The organism is Polaribacter sp. SA4-12 (genome assembly GCF_002163675.1).
Classification (GTDB): Bacteria; Bacteroidota; Bacteroidia; order Flavobacteriales; family Flavobacteriaceae; genus Polaribacter.
Genome location: NZ_CP019334.1, coordinates 3,384,829 through 3,403,602, shown reverse-complemented (window position 1 = coordinate 3,403,602; position 18,774 = coordinate 3,384,829). Strand labels below are relative to the sequence as shown.

Here is an 18,774-nt window from a genome sequence, read left to right as displayed (position 1 = left end):
ATTCTTTTTTAATACTTACAAAAGCGTTTAAATTCTGTAAGGTGTTTGCAAATAGTTGCGTTAGGGATTGAAACGACATCCTTTTTTTGTTTTTTCAAAAAAAGATATAGTGGAAAGCCCGTTAAAACGCCCAAAGTATTTTAGAAATAACCTTGTTGTTTTCTTTTTTCCATTGCAGCTTCAGAACGCTTATCATCAATTCTTGCTCCTCTTTCTGAAATTGAAGAATCTCTAATTTCTTCAACAACTTTTGCAATGTCAACTGCCTCAGATAAAACTGCTGCTGTACAACTCATATCTCCTACAGTTCTAAAACGAACCATTCTTTCTTCTACTTCTTCTTCTTTATCTCTAAAAACAACGGCATCATCTGCAGACCAAATCATTCCATCACGAACAAATATTTTTCTTTTGTGTGCAAAATAGATTGAAGGGATTTCGATATTTTCTTGTTCGATATAAGACCAAACATCTAATTCTGTCCAATTTGAAATTGGAAAAACACGTACATTCTGACCTAAATCAATACGTCCGTTTAACATATCAAATACTTCTGGACGTTGGTTTTTCTCATCCCATTGTCCGAAATCATCTCTTACAGAAAAAATTCTTTCTTTAGCTCTCGCTTTTTCTTCATCTCTTCTTGCTCCTCCAATACACGCATCAAAACCAAACTCTTCAATAGCATCTAATAAAGTTTCTGTTTGCAACATATTTCTACTTGCATATCTACCAGTTTCTTCTTTTACACGACCACTATCAATATTGTCTTGTACATCTCTTACAATTAACTCAACACCTAATTCCTTTGCTAAACGATCTCTAAATTCAATCGTTTCAGGAAAATTATGTCCAGTATCAATATGCATTAATGGAAAAGGAATTTTTGCAGGATAAAATGCTTTTTGTGCTAAACGCACTAAAGTTATACTGTCTTTTCCTCCAGAAAACAACAACACAGGTTTTTCAAACTGCGCTACTACTTCTCTAAAAATATAAATTGCTTCACTTTCTAAAGCATCTACTTGTATTATTTTTTGACTCATAATTATATGTCTTTTAGATATGTAAACCACATTCGCGGTTACTTTCTACTTTTGTTGGATCGAAATATGTAAACTCATTTGGTAAATCTTTTTCGACTAAATAAGTATCTAACTCTTCATCTGTCCAATTATAAAATGGACTTACTTTTACTATTCCGTCTTTACTTTGAGAAACAATATCGATACTGTTTCTAAATGCAGTTTGACCTTTTCTTAGATTAGTAAACCAAACATCTGGTTGATGCTCTTTCATTGCTCTTGAAAAAGGTTCTAACTTTACTTGCTCTGTAAAAAGGACGTGTTTTGGGTCCTCTACCGACGGAACTCCTAAAACAACATTTCTATGAGAAGCTGTTTGTTTAGGTGTATATAAATGAATGTTTAAATTCAGTTTTTTAATAATTTCTTCTGCGTGCTTATAAGTTTGTACAGTATTATAACCTGTATCGCACCAAATCACTTTTATATCTTTTTGCACATCAGTAACTGCTTTTAAAATAGCAACTTCATAAGGTCTGAAGTTTGTTGTAATTACTGGATTTTTTGCAAAAGAAACTGCCCAAGCAATAATTTCTGCCGGACTTTTACCTTTTAATTCTTCGTTAATTTGCTCTAAGTTTAAGCTCATTACTTACCCCATTTTATTTTATTCCATATTCTTTCGTGAAAGAAATACAAAACTAATTTTGTTAAAAAATCTACCGATGCTATAGATGTCGCTAAGGCAATTTCACCTGTTAAAAGATAAGACACTATTAAAGTATCTATCGTTCCTACTACTCTCCAGCTTAAAGCTTTCAATACACTTCGTAAAGGTTTTTCAGAAGTTTTATCGTCTTCAAAACCTTTACTAGATGCTTTTTTGCTAAAAATGATTTGGTCTAAAATCATAAAAAAAATTAATTCAAATAATTATCCTACTGCTTTAGTAGGGTAAGCAAAAATACATTATTTATAGAAAAGTAGACGAAATAAAAACTTAAAAATTACTTAATTCCTATAGAATTAGTAGATTAATAAAAAAAAGGCGAAAAAATTAGGAATACGCAATTACTACAAGGATTTAGTATTGAATACAATTTAATAAGATAAGAAGATCGGTTTTTAGCAATTACACAAATCTGAAAGCGTAGTGTTTCTAAAGATTTTTAATGAACTATCTCGTAATTGAGCCATTAATTTATGAACAGCACAAGCGTTTTCATCTGGGCAATCATCACATTTTTCATAAAAATTTAAACTCACACAAGGAATCATAGAAATTGGACCTTCTAGGATTCTCATTACTGCAGTCATTTGAATGTCACTAGGTTCTTTTAAAAGATAGTAACCACCACCTTTTCCTTTTTTTGATCCTAATAAACCATTTTTACGAAGTGTTAATAGAATACTTTCTAAAAATTTTAAAGAAATATTTTCACTTTTAGATATAGTAGCAATAGAAACAGGAGTTCTGTTCTCTTGTCTTGCTAAATATGTAAGCGCTTTAATACCGTATTTTGTTTTCTTTGAAAGCATGAAACAAAATTACATAATTAAAAGTAATTACCATAGTAAAATAGTAGGATAAACTTTTATAATTAAAAAAGCATGAATCACAGATATTTAAAAATCTATAATTCACGCTTTTATATTTTTGAAGTATTTATTACAACTCTAAAGCTTGCTGAATATCTGCTATAATATCATCTGCATGTTCTAATCCTACAGAAACTCTTACTAAACCATCTGTAATACCAACCTCTAAACGATCTTCTACAGATAATCGACCATGTGTTGTAGATGAAGGATGCGTTACAATTGTTCTTGTATCTCCTAAATTAGCAGATAATGAACACATTTTTATTTTATCTAAAAATTTTCTTCCAGCTTCAATTCCTCCTTTAATCTCGAAAGCAACAATGTTCCCTCCTAATTTCATTTGGTTTTTAGCTACTTTATATTGAGGATGTGATTTTAAAAACGGGTATTTTACAAATTCTACATTTTTATTCTCTTCTAAGAAAGTGGCAACTTTTAAAGCATTTTCACAATGTTTTTCAACTCTAATTGATAAAGTTTCTAAACTTTTAGACAATACCCAAGCGTTAAATGGTGACATTGCAGGACCAGTATTTCTTGCAAAAAGATAAATTTCTCTCAATAAATCTGCTCTACCAACTGTTACTCCTCCTAAAACTCTTCCTTGTCCATCAATTAATTTTGTTGCAGAATGAATTACTAAATCTGCTCCGAATTTAATTGGCTGCTGAATGTATGGTGTTGCAAAGCAATTATCGACAATAAATATAAGATTGTGTTTTTTGGCGATTTTTCCAATCAACTCTAAATCTAAAATATCTACAGCAGGATTCGTTGGAGTTTCTATATAAAGAACCTTTGTATTTTCTTGGATTAAACTTTCAATTAAATCTACCTCATCAACCTTAAAATAAGAAGTCTCAATATTCCACTTTGGTAAATAATTTGTAAACATTCCATGCGTTGATCCAAATACAGATCTACAAGAAACAATATGATCTCCAGCACTCAATAAAGCTGCAAAAGATGAAAAAATAGCTGCCATTCCTGTTGCAAAAGCATAACCTGCCTCTGCTCCTTCCATAGCTACAATTTTATCTACAAATTCAGTTGTATTTGGGTTTGTAAATCGGCTATATAAATTACGCTCTTTTTCTTCTGCGAAGGATGAACGCATGTCTTCTGCATCATCAAAAACAAAACTCGATGTTAAATATAATGGTGTAGAATGTTCTGAAAACTGACTTCTTTCTGTTTGACTTCTTATTGCTTCTGTTTCGAAATGTTTTTTCATTATTTTGTTATTTAGAATCAAGACCGCTATCGCTTTTAGAAACAGGAATCAAGACTAAAACCTTATTCTTTTCTCTTGATTCTTGCCTCTTTTCTCTTGTTTCTTTATCTTTTATCAATCAGTTTTTTTTCTTGACTGAATTACTGCCAACTAAAAACTGCATACTTTGTTTAATTGTTATGTTTTGCTAATCTTAAAATATCTCCAAAAACTCCTCTTGCGGTTACACTTGCTCCTGCTCCTGCTCCTTGAATTACAATTGGTTGTTCTCCATAAGATTCTGTATAAATTTCAAATATTGCATCAGAACCTTTTAAAGATCCTAATGGCGTACTTTCTGGTGTGGAAACTAATTTTACTTCTAACTTCCCTTTATTTTGTGATAAATCTCCACTTAATTCGCCAATATAACGTAAAACGTGATTTGGCTTTTGATTGTCTTTTAAAGTTTGATATTCATCATTTAACAATTCTAATCTACCTAGAAATTCATCCGCAGAACCATTTCTTAGGTTTTCCGGAATTAGATTTTTAATCTCAACTTCTGATAATTCATTTTCTAAATCTAATTCTCTTGCTAAAATTAGTAATTTTCTAGCAACATCATTTCCACCTAAATCCTCTCTCGGATCTGGTTCTGTAAAACCTTTATCAATTGCTTCTTGTAATGTTTTAGAAAAAGGAACATTCTCAGCAGAAAATGTATTAAAAAGGTAACTTAAACTCCCTGAAAAAACACCTCTAATTTTAGTGATATTTTCTCCAGATTCATGTAATAAACGAATGGTATCAATTAAAGGTAAACCTGCACCAACATTCGTTTCATACAGATATTGCTTTTTGTATTCTTTTAATTTTGATCTTACTTCTTTGTAAAAATCAAAAGATAACGTATTTGCAATTTTATTACAAGAAACCAAATCGAAACCAGCTTCTATAAAAGGAATATAATTACTGACAAATTTGACACTTGCAGTATTATCTACCACAATTAAATTTTCAAAATGATGTTCTTTTGCAAATGATATTATATCATTAACAGTAGTAGTTGAATCTCCATTTTCTAAAAGATTTTCTTTCCAGTCTTTAGAAACTCCGTTTTTATTTAGTAATACTTTTTTAGAATTTGCAACTGCAAAAACATTTAATTGAAGCTTTCTTCTCTCTAAAACAGATTGTGTGTTTTCAATAATCTGATCAATTAACGTTCCGCCAACTAAACCTTTTCCAAAAATGGCAATATTAATTTTTTTAGTAACACCAAAAACCTGACCGTGAATTACATTCACAGCTTTGTGTAATTGGTCTTTCTTGACCACCAAACTCACGTTTTTTCCAGTAACCGTATTATTGAATAAAACAGGTACAATTTGGTTTTTAATCAATGCATTATAAGGATGATGAAACTCACTTAAATCTTGACCAATGATAGAAATTACTGCAACATTATTTACAATTGAGATCTGATTAACATCTTGTGAATAAAAATCATTTTCAAACTCTTTTTCAAGAGCAGCTACTGCTTCTTGTGCTTTATCTGCATCAATAATTAACCCAATTCCTCTTTCTGAAGAACCCTGAGCAATAATACTTATACTAATATTTCGATCACTTAAGGTTTTAAAAATACGAGCATCAACACCAACTTTGCCTAACAAACCTCTACCTTCAAAATTCAGTAAAGCAACATTATCAATCGTAGAAATAGATTTAATTCCTTTTGTTGATGATTCTGCGGTTATTAAAGTTCCTCTATCTTCTTTATTAAACGTGTTTAAAATTCGAAGATTTATATTCTTTTCTAATAAAGGAATAATTGTTTTTGCGTGTAAAATAGTTGCTCCAAAATTTGCCAATTCATTCGCTTCTGAAAATGATAATTGTTCAATTTTTTTTGCATCTGCAACTAAATCTGGGTTTGCAGTAAAAATGCCACTTACATGTGTATAATTTTGCAACTCATCAGCATCTAAATAATTCGCCAATAAAGCTGCTGTATAATTACTACCATTTCTACCTAAAGTAGTTGTTTCTCCTTTTTTGTTTGATGCAATAAAACCAGAAACAATATGTATAGTATTCTTATTTTTCTTAAAATAACTAATTACATTTTCTTTAGAAACTGCAGTAATAGGTTGTGCATTTCCAAAATTTTCATCAGTAATAATTAAAGATCTTGAATCTACAGAATTTGCAGAAATATGTTGCTTTTCTAGTAAACTAGCTATTAACTTTACAGATAGTAATTCGCCTTGAGCTAAAACTTTATCTTTAATCTTCTGACTATAATCTCCTAATAAAGAAACACCTTCAAAAATAGTTTCTAGTTTTGAAAATTCTTTAGAGAAATCAACTGAATTATTAGGTTCTAGTTGATATTCTTTAAATTTTTCAAATTCTGATTTATATTCTTTTTTTGATGCTGCCTTTTCTAAAATTGCTTCTAGTTCGTTTGTAGAATTCCCTCTTGCAGAGGCAACAACCGTAATTTCTATTCCGTCTTTATATTTACTTGCAATAATTTCTATTGCATTTTCCAATCCTTTACCATTGGCCAAAGATTTTCCTCCAAATTTTAAAACTTTCATCTTCTTTTCTCTGTAATCTTTATTAAAAATAGGTTCAATAATTTTCTGCAATTGATCATATTCCATCAAAAAAGCATCATGTCCATGAACCGAATTTATCTCATTATAAGTAACGTTATCTTTTGTTAACGCTAACTTTTTATGCGTTTCTCTATTTTCTTCCGCAGTAAAAAACAAATCAGAATCAACACCAATAATGTGAATATTAGCATCAATCTTATCTAAGTTTTCAATATCTTTTTTTCCACCTATAGTAACATCAATCGTTTTTAACAATTGATTCATTAATTTATAAGAAGATAATTGATACCGTTCTTGCAAAGATTTACCATGATGCAACAACCAACTTTCTACGTCAAAAATATCTGAATCGTCTTTTTTAGATCGATGAAAACGTTCTTTAAAAGATTCTGGAGTTCTGTAACACAACATGGCATGCATACGTGCATCATGCACTGGATTACTAGAATTTACCAAAAACTGTTCTTGAATTTGACAATTAGCAATTAACCAATCTGTAGATTTCCAATCGGTTGCAATTGGTAAAAAATGCTTTGTCAATTTATTATTTAAAACAACCATTTCCCAAGCAATTCCTCCACCTAAAGAACCTCCAATTAATGCAAATAATTTATCAATATTTAATGTTGATAATCCTTCTAAAAAAATTCTTGCAACGTCTCTTGCAATAAAATCTTTATAATTATCAATTAGAAAACCATCAAAACCATTACCTGGAATATTAAAAGATAAAATGGTGTAAACTTCCGTATTTATTGCTTTTTTATCACCAACAATATCTTGCCACCAACCTTCTTTACCAGCAACATTACTGTGACCAGTTAGAGCATGATTGATTAATACCACAGGAGCTGTACCTAATTTTTTTCCAAAAACATGATAACTCAAATTCATTTCAGAAATTAAAGCACCAGCTTCTGTCGTAAAATCATTTATCTTAATATGTTGTAATAAATCTTTCAATTTCTATTTATTTCGTAAATGTCTCCTTGAGCGCAGTCGAAAGGTTTTTAGTTCTCGACTGCGCTCGAACTGACATTATCATTCTATTTTTATATTTCTGAAAAAGCCGCTTTTAAATCTGCTTTTAAATCTTCTAAATCTTCAATACCAACAGATAAACGAATTAAATCTTGGCTCACACCCGCACTTGCTTGTTGTGCTTCATCTAATTGTTGGTGCGTTGTACTTGCTGGGTGAATAATCAATGATTTTGTATCTCCAATATTTGCTAATAAAGAAAATACTTTTGTTTTATCTGCAATTGTTTTTGCAGCTTCAAAACCACCTTTTGCTCCAAAAGTTACAATTCCACTTTGTCCTTTAGGTAAATATTTTTTTGCTAATGCATTGTATTTACTACTTTCTAAACCAGGATAATTTACCCAAGTTACTTCTTCTTGCGCTTCTAACCAAGTTGCTAATGCCAAAGCATTTTCTGAATGTTGTTTAATTCTAACTGGTAAAGTCTCTAATCCTTGAATAATATTAAATGCATTTGTTGGACTTAAAGCGCCACCAAAATCACGTAATCCTTCTAAAATCAATTTAAAAGTAAATGCTGCTGCACCTAAGGCATCATGATATTTTAAACCATGGTAACCTGCAGAAGGCTCTGTAAATTCAGGGAATTTTCCATTTGCCCAATTAAAAGTACCAGCATCAACAATTGCGCCTCCTAAAGAAGTTCCTTGTCCACCAATATATTTTGTTAATGAATGAATTACAATATCCGCTCCATGTTTTATAGGATTCAATAAAACGGGTGTTGCAACCGTATTATCAACAATAAAAGGAACTTCTGCCGCTTTAGAATGTACAGAAATTGCTTCTAAATCTAAAACATCTAATTTAGGATTTCCTAAAGATTCTACAAAAAATGCTCTTGTATTGTCTTGAACTGCAGCTGCAAAATTATCAGGATTTGAAGCATCTACAAACGTAGTTGTAATTCCGAATCTTGGTAAAGTAACACTTAACAAATTGTAAGTACCACCATATAAACTACTAGAAGCTACAATATGATCTCCTGCTTTTAATAACGTTAATAAACCTGTTGAAATTGCTGCTGTACCAGAAGCAAAAACTACAGCTCCAATTCCGCCTTCTACAGATGCTAAACGATCTTGTAAAATTTGGTTTGTTGGGTTGTTTAAACGTGTGTAAATAAAACCTAATTCTTTTAATGAAAAAAGATTTGCTGCATGTTCTGAATTGTTAAAAACATACGATGATGTTTGGTAAATAGGAACTGCTCTTGTTCCTCCATTTTTTGTTACATCATGCCCTGCATGTAATGCGTTTGTTGCTAATTTTAATGTACTCATTTTTCTATTTTTTTTGAGTTAATTTAGATTCCTGTTTTCACATGAATGACATTTTCAAAAGAAACACAATATTGCATATTGTGAATCAATTTGCGATTAAACCAAAAGTCGAATGCATCAAGTTTATTGATGTACTTACTAGAAAAATGTTATTAAGAATTATACAAGTACACGGATGTGTAATTGCTTTTGGGTTATCTATCCAATTTCTGATAAATGAATCTGAAATTAAGTAGAATTTAGCACCTTCTTTTCCTCACGAAAAGGGTTGCTAAGGCTTCAACGGGTCTAATCCCTCCACCTTTCTTGATAACATTTCAATAAGTTATTGAACTTTGTGAGTGCAAATATATGTTCATAAAAACTTAATATCCAAACAAAAGTAAAATTATTTTTTAAGAAATAGTAATATCACATTAAAAGCATATCTTTTATAATTATCACTTAATTTACAAACAGTCAACATTGTTTTATTGATGATACCATAATTAAATATTATTACGAAAAGTTATGATATTTAGATTTATAGTGTAACTTTGCACAGAATTTTAGAGGAAAAATTTGAACTGATTGCAACCTCTGACGCTGATTTATCAGCCGAAACAAAAAATGCTAAAGCAGTAATTATCTACTACTTTTAGCGACCAATGCAATCTCTTTTCATTTTTCTCGATTCCTGTTTACACAGGAAAGACAAATTTTAAGGAAACCTTTATGTATTTCATAAAGGAATCATTTTTAATATTATAAAAGAAGATTTATATGTCATATTTATTTACCTCAGAAAGTGTTTCTGAAGGACACCCAGACAAAGTTGCAGATCAAATTTCTGATGCTTTAATCGATAATTTTTTAGCTTTCGATAAAACAAGTAAAGTTGCTTGTGAAACTTTAGTTACCACTGGTCAAGTATTTTTAGCCGGAGAAGTAAAGTCTAAAACATATTTAGATGTTCAAAAAATTGCTAGAGATGTAATTAACAAAATTGGTTACACAAAAGGAGAATACATGTTTGATGGAAACTCTTGTGGAGTTTTATCAGCAATTCATGAACAATCTCCAGATATTAATCAAGGAGTTGATAGAGCAAACCCAGAAGATCAAGGTGCAGGAGATCAAGGAATGATGTTTGGTTATGCAACAGATGAAACTGAGAACTATATGCCTTTGGCTTTAGAATTATCTCACAGATTGTTAATTGAATTAGCAGCTTTAAGAAGAGAGAATACTGATATTCCTTACTTAAGACCAGATGCAAAAAGTCAAGTTACAATTGAATATTCTGATGATAATGTGCCACAAAGAATTGATGCGATTGTTATTTCTACTCAGCATGATGATTTTGACAAGTCTGACGAAGTAATGTTAGCGAAGATTAAAAAAGACATTGTAGAAATTTTGATTCCAAGAGTTGTAGCAAAATTACCCGCTCACATTCAAAAATTATTTACAAACGACATTACATATCATATTAATCCAACAGGAGTTTTTGTAATTGGAGGACCTCATGGAGACACAGGTTTAACAGGAAGAAAAATTATTGTTGATACTTATGGTGGAAAAGGTGCTCATGGTGGAGGAGCTTTTTCTGGAAAAGATCCTTCTAAAGTAGATAGATCTGGCGCATATGCAACAAGACATATTGCGAAGAATTTAGTTGCTGCAGGACTTTGTAAAGAAGTTTTAGTTCAGGTTTCTTATGCAATTGGTGTTGCAAAACCAACAAGTATTAATGTTGAAACGTACAATACTTCTAAAGTAGATTTATCTGATGGAGAAATTAGTAAAATAGTAGAATCTATTTTTGATATGCGTCCTTACTTTATTGAAAAACGCTTAAAATTAAGAACTCCTATTTATTCTGAAACTGCTGCTTATGGTCACATGGGAAGAACTCCAGAAATAAAAACAGTTACATTTACAAACCCTATGGGAGAAACTGTTTCTGAAGAAGTAGAAACTTTTACTTGGGAAAAATTAGATTATGTAAACACAATAAAAGAAGCTTTTAAATTGTAAAAGAATCTTTTTTATACTTTCAAAAAACCTTTAGAAATTTAATTCTAAAGGTTTTTTTTTGCATCAAATATTCTCAAAAAAATAAAGGCTTTTTCACCTTCAAAATACTCCACTATTTTTTTATTAAATAAATATCCGTACATTTGGTTAACCAAATTGGTTAACCAATTAAATTTTGGTTTTCTTTTTGATTAAGTATTAAATAAAAAACAATATTACATTCTCTTTTATGAAAAAAATAGTATTAACACTTGTAGCAATTTTAGCTTTTACAATATCTAAAACAAATGCTCAAGAGATTTTAGTCTCAAACATTACAGAGTATAATAACGCAATTAAATCTGCAAAAGCTGGTGCTGTTATTGTACTAAAAAATGGCGTTTGGAAAGATGTTAAATTAAACGCTTATGGAAAAGGAGAAGAAGGAAATCCTATTTTAATTAAGGCAGAAACTGCTGGTAAAGTAATTATTTCGGGTAATTCTACTTTAAATATTTATGGAGAGTATATAATTGTAGGAGGTCTTTGGTTTAAAGACGGAAATACAGAATATAAATCTGTTGTACAATTTAGAAAAGACTCAAAAACATTTGCAAACAATTGTCGTTTTACCAATTCAACTATATCCTATTATAATACAGAAACAGAATTAAAAGACCATTGGGTAGATCTTTGGGGTAAAAACAACAGAGTAGATCACAATAATTTCACAGGTAAAATAAGCGAAGGAACAACTTTAGTCGTTTGGTTAAAAGGAGAAGAACATTTAGAAAACAATCATAGAATAGACAATAACCTTTTTGGGCCAAGACCAGATTTAGGTAAAAATGGTGGAGAAACAATTAGAATTGGTACAAGTGCCAACTCAAAGAAATCATCTAAAACATTAGTAGAAAGAAATGTTTTTGCAAATTGTGATGGAGAAATAGAAATTGTATCAAACAAATCTTGTGATAATATTTTTAGAGACAATTTATTTGTTGAAAGTAAAGGGACTTTAACACTTAGACATGGAAATAATGCATTAGTAGAACGAAATGTTTTTATAGGAAATGGAGTTTCTAAAACAGGAGGAATTAGAGTTATAAACCAAGGTCATATTGTAAGAAATAACTTTTTAATAGGATTAACTGGAGATGGTTACAGAGGATCAATTGTTGTTATGAATGGAGTGCCAAATTCACCTTTAAACAGATACGACCAAGTAAAAAACGTAGACATTCAAAATAATACAATTATTAATTCTGGACCAATTTCTTTTGGAGAAGGAAAAGATGATGAAAAAACATTAGCACCTAAAAATGTTAATTTTTCTAATAACTTAATCTATAACAACAAGAATTCAAAAAATATTATTTTTGTTGATGATACTTCTGGAATTACTTTTAATAATAATTATATAGATACTCCTATTCCTGAAGCTTTAAAAGGTTTTTCACCTACAAAAATAGATTTTAAAGAAATAGCTTCATTCCTTATTCCTACAGCAAATAATAGCGATTTATTAGCTGTTACCAAGAATGATAAGAGTTACGAGAAAGACATTACTAATACAGCAAGACAAGTATTTAATGCTGGGGCTTTTAACTTAGATTCGAAAAAACTACCAAAAGCATTAAAACTAAGAGCTGGTCCAGGTTGGAAAGTAGATATTATTGCTCCTATCATAAAACCAGCAAATATTACTGTAGAACCAGGTTTAGAAACTTTAAGAAAAGCAATCGATAAAGCTTCTCCAGGATCTGTATTAAATTTAAAAACTGGAGAATATCTTTTAGAAAAGAAAATTAAAGTCGGTAAAAACATTACTATTATTGGAGACAAAGGTGGTGCAACAATAATAATGGCTAAGAAAGGTTTAGAGAAGCCAATTGATTATCTGTTTAGAGTAAATGAAGGAATCACATTAAATATTAGTAATGCTATTTTAGATGGGGTTAATTCTAATTTAAAGTATGCAATTGTATCTCCAGACAAAAAAGAAGCTGGACTTTATAACTTATTTGTAGACAATATTACTTTTCAAAACTTTACAAATAAAAATGGTGGTAGTGTTTTTAAAGCCTATAACGGTACAAAGGCAGATACATTAAGTTTCATAAACTCTAGATTTGAAGACAATTACAGAGGTTTAAATTTATCTTATGATAAAGATTTAATGGGGGAATATAATGCTAATACTATTATTTTAGAAAACACCGTTTTTAAGAATATTGAAGAAGCTGCTGTAAATTATTTTAGAAAAGTAATTACCCCAGAAATACCAGGAGGAAATTTAATTGTAAAGAATTGTGTTTTTAGTAATGTCTATAATCAAGAAAAAGGAAAAATTATTAGAACAGAAGGAATTCATAATGTTGAGATAACAAATACAGTTTTTGAAAATAGTTATAAAGTAAAAGCTCCTGTAGATTTAAAAGGTAAAAATAACTTTATCTCAAATTGCTTAATATATAACAATGGTTTTGTTAAAATTAGCAAAAACGCCAAAAAAGAAAACATCTTCTACAAGAATCCAAAATGGGAAGATAAAACACTTTTTATTCCAAGTAAGAAATCAATCTTATTAAAAGAAAATAATGAAATTGAAAATATTGGCTTGAATCAATAAAACGAAATTTTAAAAAAAATAAAAACCCATTACTTTAAAAGTAATGGGTTTTTTCTTTTAGTTATTTTAAATCATCAATCAGGCTATTTACTAAAGATCTCATTGTTAAAACCTTATCCTTTTTAAACGAAAATTATTTAAAACCTCTCGTTTTTCAAGAGTAAACTTAAATTTATTAACATTTTTTATAAAATTAAAATATTCTCTAGTAATATTTTAATTTAAAAAACCTATATTTGGGTACCCAATCTGGTTACCCAATTTGGGTACCCAATAAAATCAAACAAAATCGAAGCACAAGTTATATATATTATGGGAGTTTCTGGTTGTGGAAAAAGCACTATCGGAAAACTACTTGCACAAGAATTGAACATTCCTTTTTTTGACGGAGACGATTTTCATCCTGAAGAAAATATTGCAAAAATGTCTAGCGGACAAGCATTAAATGATGATGATAGATTAGGGTGGTTACAAACATTAAATAAATTAGCTATAATACAATTATCTAATAAAGGTTGTGTAATCGTTTGTTCGGCATTAAAGGAAAGTTATCGTGGTATTTTAAACACGAATATAAAATGTAGTTCAAAATGGGTTTTCCTTAATGGTTCTTTTGAACAAATTAAAGAAAGAATTAATGCTCGTAAAGGGCATTTTATGAGTTCTGAATTATTAAAATCTCAATTTGATATTCTGGAAGAACCTAAAAAATGTATTGAAATTGATATTAGTTTATCACCTAAAAAAATTATAAAAATTATAAAAAAAGAAGTAATGAATACCTCAGAATTTGGATTATTTGGACTAGGAGTTATGGGAAAAAGTTTATGTAGAAATTTAGCCAATAATGGGTTTAAAATTTCTATGTTTAATAGACATGTTGATGGTGTAGAAGAAAATATAGCCAAAAACTTTAAAGCAGAACACAAAGAGTTATCAAATTCAGAAGCTTTTGATGATATTTCATCTTTTGTAAACTCATTGCAACAACCAAGAAGAATTATGCTTATGGTTAACGCAGGAAAAACCATAGATTATGTTATTGAAGACTTGCTGCCTCATTTATCTGAAAACGATATCTTAATAGATGGAGGAAATTCTAACTATAAGAAAACCAAAGAACGTTTCGAATATTTAAAAACAAAAAACATTCATTTTATAGGAACAGGAGTTTCTGGTGGTGAAGAAGGCGCATTAAAAGGACCGTCTATAATGCCAAGTGGAGATATTGAAGCTTATAAAAGTGTACAACCATTTCTTGAAACTATTTCAGCTAAAGACAAAAATGGTTTGCCTTGTTGCACTTATGTTGGTCCTGAAGGAAGTGGTCAATTTATAAAAATGGTACACAATGGTGTTGAGTATGTAGAAATGCAATTATTAGCAGAAGTAGCAACTATTTTAGAAAACTTAGGACAAAACCCAGATGAAATTGCAAACACTTTAGAATCTTGGAAAGAATCTGCAAACAGTTATTTGTTAGAAATAACAACTTCTATTTTTAGAAAGAAAGAAGGTAACGATTGGTTGGTAAATAAAATATTAGATAAAGCTGGTAATAAAGGTACAGGAAATTGGACAGCAATTGCTTCTGCGGAATTAGGTGTACCAAGTACATTAATTACTTCTGCATTATTTTCACGTTATATTTCTTTTTACAAGGAAGAACGTATTCTATTAAATAAAAGTTTTAAAGAAGTAAATAATTCGAAAGCAAACATAACTACAAATGACGTTTTAGAGGCTTATCAGTTTGCTAGAATTATAAATCATTATCAAGGATTTAAATTAATTTCTGAAGCTTCTATTAAGTCTTCATGGAATTTGAATTTAAGTAAAATTGCTAGAATTTGGACAAACGGCTGTATTATTAGATCTACTTTAATGGAAGATTTAGTAGAAGTATTTAAAAATACAACCAACATTTTAACGAATCCAAAATTAATCGCTATTGTTAATCAATACAAACCATCAGCAAAAAAGGTGATCTCAGAATGTGTTCTTAATGATATAACGACACCTGCTTTGGCAGAAGCACTTCAATTTTTAAACGGAATTACAACTGCATATGCTTCCGCAAATATCATACAAGCACAACGAGATTATTTTGGAGCTCACACCTATCAAAGACTAGATGATACTTCTGGAAAAAGTCATCATACCAACTGGAACTAAAAATTAACTAAACCATCAACTAACTGATATTATGGATACATCAACACAGAAAAAATCATTTCTCAAAAAAATCATTGCCTTAATTTTAGGCTTTGGGCCAGGTATTTTTGCTATTGGTTATACCATAGGTACAGGTAGTGTAACGTCTATGATTGTTGCAGGAAGCAAATTTAATATGCAACTATTATGGGTGCTATTATTAAGTTGCACTTTCTCTGGAATTTTAATGTTTGCTTACGGAAATTATGCCCTATTAACAGGTGAAACTGCGCTTTACGGATTTAAAAAACATTTAAAATACGGTAAAATTTTAGCAATTTTAATTATTGTTGGAATCACGTTTGGACAATGGAATTCACTAATGGGTATTTTAGGAATTTCATCAAATATAATTTTTGAAATACTAGCAGTAAATTTTGAAGGATTAAGTGCATATAAATATGAAACCGTTTTAATAACGGCAATAATAATAATTGTTACTTTTTACTTATTAATGTTGGTAGGTAAATATACTTTCTTCGAAAAAATACTAGTTATTTTTGTAACCTTAATGGGGTTTTCATTTTTATTATCATTATGCTTTGTACAACCATTGCCATTAGATGTAGTGAAAGGATTAATACCAACTATTCCAGATATTCCTGGTGGTAAAATGTTGGTTGCTGCTTTCGTTGGTACAACCATGGCATCTGCTACATTCTTGTCAAGACCATTATTTGTAAAAGGAAAAGGATGGACGATTAAAAATTTAGATCAACAGAAAAAAGATTCTATTACAGCTGCAGTTTTAATTTTTGTAATTAGTGGAGTTATAATGGCAGTAGCTGCTGGTGCTTTGTTTTATGACGGTAAAGAAGTTACGCAAGTATTAGATATGGCAAATACTTTAGAACCAGTTGCAGGAAAATGGGCCGTTTCTATTTTCTTTTTTGGAGCATTAAGTGCTGGTTTATCCTCTATATTCCCTTGTTTATTAATTGCTCCTTTATTGATTGCAGATTATCAATCTGGTGAGTTAGACACTAATTCGCGTCAGTTTAGAGTCATAACCGCTATTGCTTGTTTGGTTGCTTTAATTGGACCTGCATTTGGCGCAAATCCTATTGAAATTCAGATTTTATCACAAGTATTTAATGTATTTGTATTACCAATAGTAATCCTTGGAATTATATTAATGTTAAGCAGTAAAAAAGTAATGAAAGATTTCAAAACAAGTCTTGGTGTTTATATTGGTCTGTATGCTGCTTTGTTCTTTTCTTTAGTGATTTCGTATAATGGCATCATAGCACTTTTAGAATATTTTTAAACAAAACTTAGACACACAAATTCTGTAATAACATAGAATAATCAATTGCATGAAAATAAGCTTAATAGATACAAATTCAAATAAAATAGTACAGAATGATGTAATTTGTAAGATTCGTGATTTAATTAACGCTAAAAACTTAGAGCGTGGAGATAAATTACCATCTGAGAGAATTATGTCAGAAAAATTTGATGTAAAAAGGAACCATATTAGAGAAGCCATCAGAAAGCTAGAATTTTATGGTGTTGTAAAATCAATGTCTCAAAGTGGAACTTTATTAGCAATAGGATTGACTGGATTTAATGGTATGGTTGATGAAATTATTTCTCTTGACACTCCATCTTTTGATGAATTGGTGGAAACAAGAATATCATTAGAATTAAAAACAGTTTGTCTTGCTTCAGAAAGAAGATCAGAAGAAGATTTAAAACGAATAAAAGAAGCTTTAAATGCCTTTAAAGATAGAATTACTGATGGTAAAGATTATTTAGAAGAAGATCTGTTATTTCATTTAGCCATCGCTAAGGCAAGTAAGAATACCACTCTGATAACATTAATGCTTTTAATTACACCACCAATTCTAGCCAATTACGATAGAGATAAAGTTTGTGAAGGTGATGGAGTTAATTCTGAAATAAAAAAGCACGAAGATATTTATTTTGCAATAGCCTCTAAAGACCCTGAACTTGCAACAAAAATGATGCATGAACACTTCTTTAAATTATCAAAACATATAGAAAAACAATAAAATAAATCAAAAATAAAATGAATAAAAAAATAATAAAATCGGCATCAACACTCTTAATCATCTGTATTTTTCTGATCATTAATAGCTGTAACAAAACTGTAAAAAAATCGGATAAAACAGAAACAAAAAAGACAGTTTACGCAAGTGATGTTATTCCGTTTTTTGATCACTGGAAATTAGTTTTAGGAAACGGTGAAAATGCAGGAATTGCTAATAATTTTGAAAATAAAGATTTCTTTTATACCGAAAGTGATACCAATGGAGAATGGGTTGTTTTTAAAGCACCAAATGCAGGTAGTACACATGGAACTTCAAACAATACAAGAACAGAATTAGGGCAAATTAAAAAATGGTATCCTGAAACTGCAAATGATAAATTAACCGCAACACTTAAAGTAATGAATGTTTCTTCAACTGGTGATAAAACTGTTGCAGCGTCTCATGCTGTGGTTGTAGGTCAGATTCATAGTGCGGATAAACACGAAAACGAACCACTAAAAATATTCTACAAAATATATCCTGGTCATACCAAAGGATCTGTTTTTTGGCATTACGAAATTAATACTGCCGGCGATGATAATTCTGGTAGATGGGATTATTCTTTGGCCGTTTGGGGTAATGATTTTTCTGTAGTTGGACCTGATGCAAATACACCTCCGAGCGAACCAAAAGACGGAATTGAATTAGGCGAAGAATTTAGTTATGAAATTGAGGTGAAAGATGGTATTATGAACTTAAAGTTTACAAGTAAAGGTCATGAAACCAAAACATTCACAAAAAACTTAATCGAATCAGAATTTTCTACAAAAGCAGATATTCCTGAACAAACCCAAAAGTTATTTGTGCCAATTGGTCAAGATGGTGTAGAACGAAAAGAAGCATATACTGGCGAAGGTTGTTTCTTTAAATTGGGTTGTTACAACCAAACAAATGGAAAATCTCCTGAAGTAAATAAAAATTGGTGTTCTGGTGCTGAAATGCATGGCGGAGATATTCAAAAACAATATGCAGACGGAAATTATGCAGAAGTTTGGTTTAAAAAAGCTAGTATTTCGATAAGTAAAGCTGCAGTTTCTAATCAAGGTTATTTCAATAAAAACGATCATAAATAACATACT

The 18,774-nt window shown here is 30.1% G+C and carries 13 protein-coding genes and 1 riboswitch; of the genes, 6 read left to right on the top strand and 7 right to left on the bottom strand.

The annotated features are described in order from the left end of the window. Nucleotides 1-140: 140 nt before the first annotated feature. The 7 genes from cysD to BTO07_RS14745 all read right to left on the bottom strand — a co-directional run bounded on the left by cysD (nt 141) and on the right by BTO07_RS14745 (nt 8,797). Complete coding sequence (gene cysD / locus BTO07_RS14775) at nt 141-1,046, bottom strand: sulfate adenylyltransferase subunit CysD (RefSeq protein WP_087521961.1); 906 nt, start codon at nt 1,044-1,046, stop codon at nt 141-143. A gap of 13 nt (nt 1,047-1,059) precedes the next feature. Further along, nucleotides 1,060-1,674: a phosphoadenosine phosphosulfate reductase domain-containing protein gene (locus tag BTO07_RS14770; protein ID WP_087521960.1), complete on the bottom strand. Its 615-nt coding sequence runs from the start codon at nt 1,672-1,674 to the stop codon at nt 1,060-1,062. Further along, the gene (locus BTO07_RS14765; protein ID WP_087521959.1) at nt 1,674-1,937 is read right to left on the bottom strand and encodes a DUF2061 domain-containing protein; all 264 of its coding nucleotides are present in this window, start codon (nt 1,935-1,937) and stop codon (nt 1,674-1,676) included. The genes BTO07_RS14770 and BTO07_RS14765 overlap by 1 nt, the downstream gene beginning before the upstream one ends. A gap of 213 nt (nt 1,938-2,150) precedes the next feature. Beyond that, the gene (locus tag BTO07_RS14760) at nt 2,151-2,564 is read right to left on the bottom strand and encodes an RrF2 family transcriptional regulator (RefSeq protein WP_087521958.1); all 414 of its coding nucleotides are present in this window, start codon (nt 2,562-2,564) and stop codon (nt 2,151-2,153) included. A gap of 130 nt (nt 2,565-2,694) precedes the next feature. Then, nucleotides 2,695-3,861 (bottom strand): trans-sulfuration enzyme family protein, encoded by a 1,167-nt coding sequence (locus BTO07_RS14755; protein ID WP_087522669.1) that lies wholly within the window; start codon nt 3,859-3,861, stop codon nt 2,695-2,697. A gap of 170 nt (nt 3,862-4,031) precedes the next feature. Continuing rightward, on the bottom strand, nt 4,032-7,433 hold the full coding sequence (gene thrA, locus BTO07_RS14750; protein ID WP_087521957.1) for a bifunctional aspartate kinase/homoserine dehydrogenase I: 3,402 nt from the start codon (nt 7,431-7,433) through the stop codon (nt 4,032-4,034). Between the two features lie 89 nt (nt 7,434-7,522). Continuing rightward, nucleotides 7,523-8,797, bottom strand: a complete 1,275-nt coding sequence (locus BTO07_RS14745; protein ID WP_087521956.1) for an O-acetylhomoserine aminocarboxypropyltransferase/cysteine synthase family protein — start codon at nt 8,795-8,797, stop codon at nt 7,523-7,525. Nucleotides 8,798-8,988: 191 nt separating this feature from the next. Next, nucleotides 8,989-9,113: riboswitch (SAM riboswitch) on the bottom strand. Nucleotides 9,114-9,559: 446 nt separating this feature from the next. Between BTO07_RS14745 and metK the strand changes: the two genes are divergently transcribed. From metK to BTO07_RS14715, 6 genes are all read left to right on the top strand, one after another. Next, nucleotides 9,560-10,816 (top strand): methionine adenosyltransferase, encoded by a 1,257-nt coding sequence (metK, locus tag BTO07_RS14740; protein WP_087521955.1) that lies wholly within the window; start codon nt 9,560-9,562, stop codon nt 10,814-10,816. Between the two features lie 229 nt (nt 10,817-11,045). Next, entirely contained in the window at nt 11,046-13,427 is a 2,382-nt protein-coding gene (locus BTO07_RS14735; RefSeq protein WP_087521954.1) for a polysaccharide lyase 6 family protein, read from the top strand. A gap of 312 nt (nt 13,428-13,739) precedes the next feature. Further along, on the top strand, nt 13,740-15,602 hold the full coding sequence (gndA, locus tag BTO07_RS14730; protein WP_087521953.1) for an NADP-dependent phosphogluconate dehydrogenase: 1,863 nt from the start codon (nt 13,740-13,742) through the stop codon (nt 15,600-15,602). A 31-nt stretch (nt 15,603-15,633) separates the two neighbouring features. Then, a complete protein-coding gene (locus BTO07_RS14725) occupies nt 15,634-16,908 on the top strand; it encodes an Nramp family divalent metal transporter (protein ID WP_087521952.1) in 1,275 nt (424 codons plus the stop codon). 49 nt (nt 16,909-16,957) lie between these two features. Next, nucleotides 16,958-17,656 carry a FadR/GntR family transcriptional regulator gene (locus BTO07_RS14720; protein ID WP_087521951.1) on the top strand — a complete coding sequence of 233 codons (699 nt, stop codon included), beginning with the start codon at nt 16,958-16,960 and terminating at the stop codon, nt 17,654-17,656. A 17-nt stretch (nt 17,657-17,673) separates the two neighbouring features. Continuing rightward, nucleotides 17,674-18,768 carry a polysaccharide lyase family 7 protein gene (locus BTO07_RS14715; RefSeq protein WP_087521950.1) on the top strand — a complete coding sequence of 365 codons (1,095 nt, stop codon included), beginning with the start codon at nt 17,674-17,676 and terminating at the stop codon, nt 18,766-18,768. The last annotated feature ends 6 nt before the right edge of the window (nt 18,769-18,774 follow it).

Excerpts from the sequence above, each read along its gene's own strand:
- cysD (WP_087521961.1), bottom strand. The coding sequence starts at position 1,046 with ATGAGTCAAAAAATAATACAAGTAGATGCTTTAGAAAGTGAAGCAATT.
- BTO07_RS14770 (WP_087521960.1), bottom strand. The coding sequence starts at position 1,674 with ATGAGCTTAAACTTAGAGCAAATTAACGAAGAATTAAAAGGTAAAAGT.
- BTO07_RS14765 (WP_087521959.1), bottom strand. The coding sequence starts at position 1,937 with ATGATTTTAGACCAAATCATTTTTAGCAAAAAAGCATCTAGTAAAGGT.
- BTO07_RS14760 (WP_087521958.1), bottom strand. The coding sequence starts at position 2,564 with ATGCTTTCAAAGAAAACAAAATACGGTATTAAAGCGCTTACATATTTA.
- BTO07_RS14755 (WP_087522669.1), bottom strand. The coding sequence starts at position 3,861 with ATGAAAAAACATTTCGAAACAGAAGCAATAAGAAGTCAAACAGAAAGA.
- BTO07_RS14745 (WP_087521956.1), bottom strand. The coding sequence starts at position 8,797 with ATGAGTACATTAAAATTAGCAACAAACGCATTACATGCAGGGCATGAT.
- metK (WP_087521955.1), top strand. The coding sequence starts at position 9,560 with ATGTCATATTTATTTACCTCAGAAAGTGTTTCTGAAGGACACCCAGAC.
- BTO07_RS14735 (WP_087521954.1), top strand. The coding sequence starts at position 11,046 with ATGAAAAAAATAGTATTAACACTTGTAGCAATTTTAGCTTTTACAATA.
- gndA (WP_087521953.1), top strand. The coding sequence starts at position 13,740 with ATGGGAGTTTCTGGTTGTGGAAAAAGCACTATCGGAAAACTACTTGCA.
- BTO07_RS14725 (WP_087521952.1), top strand. The coding sequence starts at position 15,634 with ATGGATACATCAACACAGAAAAAATCATTTCTCAAAAAAATCATTGCC.
- BTO07_RS14720 (WP_087521951.1), top strand. The coding sequence starts at position 16,958 with ATGAAAATAAGCTTAATAGATACAAATTCAAATAAAATAGTACAGAAT.
- BTO07_RS14715 (WP_087521950.1), top strand. The coding sequence starts at position 17,674 with ATGAATAAAAAAATAATAAAATCGGCATCAACACTCTTAATCATCTGT.